This is a genomic window from Streptomyces sp. NPDC049577 (assembly GCF_040675635.1).
In the GTDB taxonomy this organism is placed as follows: domain Bacteria; phylum Actinomycetota; class Actinomycetes; order Streptomycetales; family Streptomycetaceae; genus Streptomyces.
This window is the reverse complement of sequence record NZ_JBFAPH010000439.1, coordinates 1-4231: the sequence shown is the minus strand read 5'-3', so window position 1 is coordinate 4231 and position 4231 is coordinate 1. Positions and strand designations below refer to the sequence as shown.

3 protein-coding genes are annotated in these 4231 nt (G+C 75.0%); 1 reads left to right on the top strand and 2 read right to left on the bottom strand.

The genetic code is table 11. The annotated features are described in order from the left end of the window. Positions 1–282 precede the first annotated feature (282 nt). The gene (locus tag AB0K09_RS30445; protein WP_366068634.1) at positions 283–1593 is read left to right on the top strand and encodes an SH3 domain-containing protein; all 1311 of its coding nucleotides are present in this window, start codon (positions 283–285) and stop codon (positions 1591–1593) included. Between the two features lie 10 nt (positions 1594–1603). Here AB0K09_RS30445 and AB0K09_RS30440 read toward each other — a convergent pair whose 3' ends face one another. Next, complete coding sequence (locus tag AB0K09_RS30440) at positions 1604–3085, bottom strand: serine/threonine-protein kinase (RefSeq protein WP_366068633.1); 1482 nt, start codon at positions 3083–3085, stop codon at positions 1604–1606. Then, complete coding sequence (locus tag AB0K09_RS30435; protein WP_366068635.1) at positions 3054–3950, bottom strand: serine/threonine protein kinase; 897 nt, start codon at positions 3948–3950, stop codon at positions 3054–3056. Before AB0K09_RS30435 ends, AB0K09_RS30440 begins: the two co-directional genes overlap by 32 nt. Positions 3951–4231: the final 281 nt, after the last annotated feature.

Genomic DNA, 4231 nt, shown 5'->3' with positions numbered 1-4231 from the left:
GGCGCCGTGGGCCAGTACGGTGCCGCCGGGGACGCCGCCATCACCGGTGGCAGCAGCAGCCCGACGGCCGCCGCCGTGAGGCCGGCGCGCAGCGCGCGGCCGGACAGAGCACGAGGCACGGGGACCTTCCTCCCTCTCGGACGAACCGACGGCTCGGAAGGTATCCACGGGTACGCGGCCCGGGGCATCCGGAACGTTACGGACTGACAGCGCCCGGCGGACTCCGATAGGGCTCTGACACCGCGAAAACGCGGCGCCACAGCCCCGTCGAAGGAGATGCGTGTGCGTTCCAGATCGCCTCTGCCGTCACGTCCCGTGCAGCTCGGGCTGCTGCCGGTCCTGTGTGCCCTGCTCGCCGCGGTGATGCTGCCGCCGTCCCCCGCCGCCGCCCGGTCGGCCGGGGAGACCCCCGCCGAGGGGCCCGTGAGAACCGGCTGGCGGGTGGACCTGGCCGGTCCCGCGGCCGGCCGGCACAACATCGCGCACCGGTCCGGCGGCATCACCGTCGCCGACGCCCGCGTCACCACCCCGTCCGCGCCCGGCCGTTCCTTCGCCGTCTACACGGCGCCCGCCCAGAGCCTGGGCCGTCTGGCGAGCGCGTTCACCCTGGACAGCCGGGCCGATGTGCCCCCGGGCACGCAGGTGATGACCGAGGTGCGCGGCAGCGGCCATCCGGGCACATGGACCCAGTGGCAGACGGCGGACGGCGACGGGAAGCTGCGGCTGCCCGAGGCCGTGTCCGTGCTCCAGGTCCGCCTCACGCTCCTCGGCCGCCCGGACCGTACGGGGCCCGGGAGGAGCGCGCCCTCTGTCTCGGAGGTCGCCGTCCACGCCGGGCTGGAGCAGCCCGCGCCGCGCGGCTCCGCCGCACCGGAGCCGGGCCTGGCCGGTGAGACGTACCGCGTCTTCGCGACCCGCGAGGGCCTCACCGGGGGCACCACGGCCAACGGGCACGTGATCCAGCCACGCGACCACTTCGTAGCGCTGCCCTCGCGCCGGATGCTGGCGTCCGACGGCGGCCGCGAGTACCAGGTGCGGCTGTGCTACCGGGACCGCTGCGAGACGGCCCCGGTCTGGGACGTGGGCCCCTGGAACACCAGGGACGACTACTGGAACCCGGCCGGGCAGCGCGAGATGTGGGGCGACCTGCCGCAGGGCACCCCGGAGGCCCAGGCGGCGTACCAGAACGGCTACAACGCCGGCCGGGACGAGTTCGGCCGCAATCCCGCCAACCCCGCCGGCATAGACGTCGCCGACGGCACGTTCTGGGACGGCCTGGGCATGACGGACAACGACTGGGTCGACGTCACCTTCCAGCCCGTGGACGGCGGTCCGCGGACCACGGTCACCGCCTGGACCCAGGCCAACGTGCGCTCCTGCGCGTCGACGACCTGCCCGGTGGTCAGCACGGTGTCCGCGAACGAGACCTACCCGGCGAACTGCTGGAAGACCGGCCAGCTGGTCACGGCCGAGGGCTATACCAGCGACAAGTGGATCGAACTGCCCCTGCGGGCGGGCGGAGTGGGCTACATCAGCGGCATCTTCCTCAAGGGCAACGAGACGGGAGGCGTGACCACCCAGTGCGCGGCCTGACACCCCTGGTTCAGCGCGCGGGGGACGGCCGGGGGCACGGGGCGAGCGACGGGTGGTCCTTGGTGCGCACCGCGGGCAGCCAGGCGGTCGCCCGCGCCGAGCCCGGCGGCAGGCGGACCCGGTACCACTCGGCCGACTGCGCGTCCGTCTCGTCGATGATGGGCAACCCCTCGGGAAGCCGGCAGTCCACGGTCAGGACGTCGCCGTGCCACACCCGGGTCGGCACCACGTTGTCGATGGTGTACGGCACCAGGGGGTTGATCGCCAGGCCCAGGCTGCACTGCGGATCGCGGTCCGTCCGGTCGCGGCAGCTCCGCTCGGCGTTGAACACCTGGACGCGGCCCGTCGGCCCGGCCCCGGCGGCCCGGCTGCCGGCGGACGCGTCCGGCTCCGCGGACCCGCCGGTGCCGAACGCGTACGACGCGCCCGCTGCCGCCGCCCCGCACACCGCGAGGGCGCCGAGCGCGGCGAGCGTCCGCTTCCGCCGCCGGACCGCCGACCGGACCGCCGACCGGACCGCCGACCGGACCGCCGACCGGACCACGGGCCGGCCGGCGGGCGGCCCGGCCCGGCCGGCCCGTTGGTCCGCGATGCGGGCCAGCAGGCGCTCGGCGGTGTGCTCGGCGCGCGCCTCGTGCGTCGGCGCCAGACAGTCGGCGGCCAGCGCGCGCCAGAACGGCGGTACGGCGTTGTCCATGCGCAGGGGTGCCCGCCCGCCCGCGTACTCCTGCACCGCGGCGGCCCGCGCCATGGGGGTGGCACCGGGGAACGGGGAGGAGCCGGAGGCGAACACCTCGTGGATCATGATGCCCAGCGCCCAGACGTCGCCGCTCGGCCGCACCCGCACCCCGCGCTCGTCCAGCGGGGCCTTCCAGCGCTCGGGCGGCAGATAGTCCGGGGTGCCCATCGGCGGGATGTATCCGTGCGTGCCGCGTGTGCCGGCGAGTTCCGTGGCGAGGCCGAAGTCCGAGAGCTTGACCGAGCCGTCCGCCATGAGCAGGACGTTGTCCGGCTTGAGGTCGCCGTGCACCCAGCCCAGGCCGTGCAGATGGGCCAGGCCCTCGCAGATGCCGGTGAGCAGCCGGGCGCCCTCGGCCTCGTCGACCCCGGTCTCCAGGAGCTGCCGCAGACTGTGCCGGGCCCGCTCCATGACGAGGACGACGGCACCGTCCAGGAAGGGGCGGTCCGGCTCGCTGAGGACGGCGAAGTCCAGCAGCCGGACGAGCCGCGGATGGCGGGACCGGCGGCCGAGTTCGATCTCGCGCCGCGCGGCTTCCACGACCGAGCGGGCCTGGCGCGGGGCGAGCCCCGCGGTGGGCTGGAACTTCAGCGCGACCGGCTCTCCCGCGCCGCCGTCCGCCGGCCGGCCCTCGTACACCGTGGCCCAGCCGCCGGTCGCGATGGGCTCGGTGACCTCCCAGTCGCCCACGCGGTAGCCGCGCGGGAGGTGGGACGCGGACTCACTCCCCGAAGCGCCGGCCTGGCTGAGCACAGCCGCGTCCTCCGATCGTGGCGTCTCCCGACGGATCGTCGGCCGGTGCCCGCGTGCCCGCGGCCGCGCGGGGCGGCAGCAGCGCGAGATGGTCCTCCCGGACGAGCCCGAACCGCAGCGCGAGCCCGACGACCGCCTCCCGCTTGCCGTTGCGGCGCGCGCCCCGCCGCGGCTCGGCGTCGGCGGCCGGGGCGGCGGGAGCACTGATGCGCAGCTTCTCCTCGGCGAGGTAGTCGATGTGCGAACTGACCGCCCGGGCCGTCAGCCGCCCCCAGGCCGGATGGCCCCGGAACCGCTCCACGACCTGCGGCGTGGTCGGCACTGCGACCGCCGACTCGTCCCGCAGCCGCGGCTCGCACAGGGCGACCAGCACCAGGAAGTACGCCGACGTTTCGTCCAGCGAGTACGCGGTGAGCGTACGGCTGCCCCACTGGCCGCCCGTGCCCTCCGGGTCGAGGTAGACGTGGTCGGGCGCGAACACCTGGAAGCCGATCGGCGCCCCCCGGGTGGGCAGGACGACGCGGGCGAACTCGAAGGGGATCGGCGCCCCGGCCCGGCGCGGCGGCACCCGCAGGTATTCACCCGCCCCCTCCGGGTTCTCCACGAGATAGCTCTGCGTCGTACTGTGATTGCTGAGCTGCCAGTGGTCGTCCGTCACCCGGATCTCGCCCGCCAGGCGGGAGATCGCCGCGTCGGCGAACCGGAGCTCGACCGGGGTCGTCGCCGAGCCCCGGCCGAACCGCGCCACCTCACCCGGTTCGAGCCGTAAGGTCACCGGCGCGCCGCCGTCACCCCCGCCGTCCGTGCCGTCGCCCCCGCTTCCGTCCCCGCTTCCCCGCGGACAATGGATCAGTACCCCGCCCACCGGCCCCTCCTCGCCCGTGCGCCCGCCCAGAGCTGGCATTCCGGTTCAACATACTCGCGGGGACGGACGTGGTCACAGGGGTTGCGTCATTGCTCCCGGGACCCTTGACGCACCATCAGGGCCGCATCAGGGCCGCATCACGGCCGCACGCTTCACGGCGGCGGCGACGGCCTCCGTGGCCCGCGGGTTGAAGACGCTGGGGATGATGTAGTTGGCGTTGAGTTCGTCCTGGGCGACGACGTCGGCCAGGGCGCCGGCGGCGGCGAGCATCATCTCGGTGT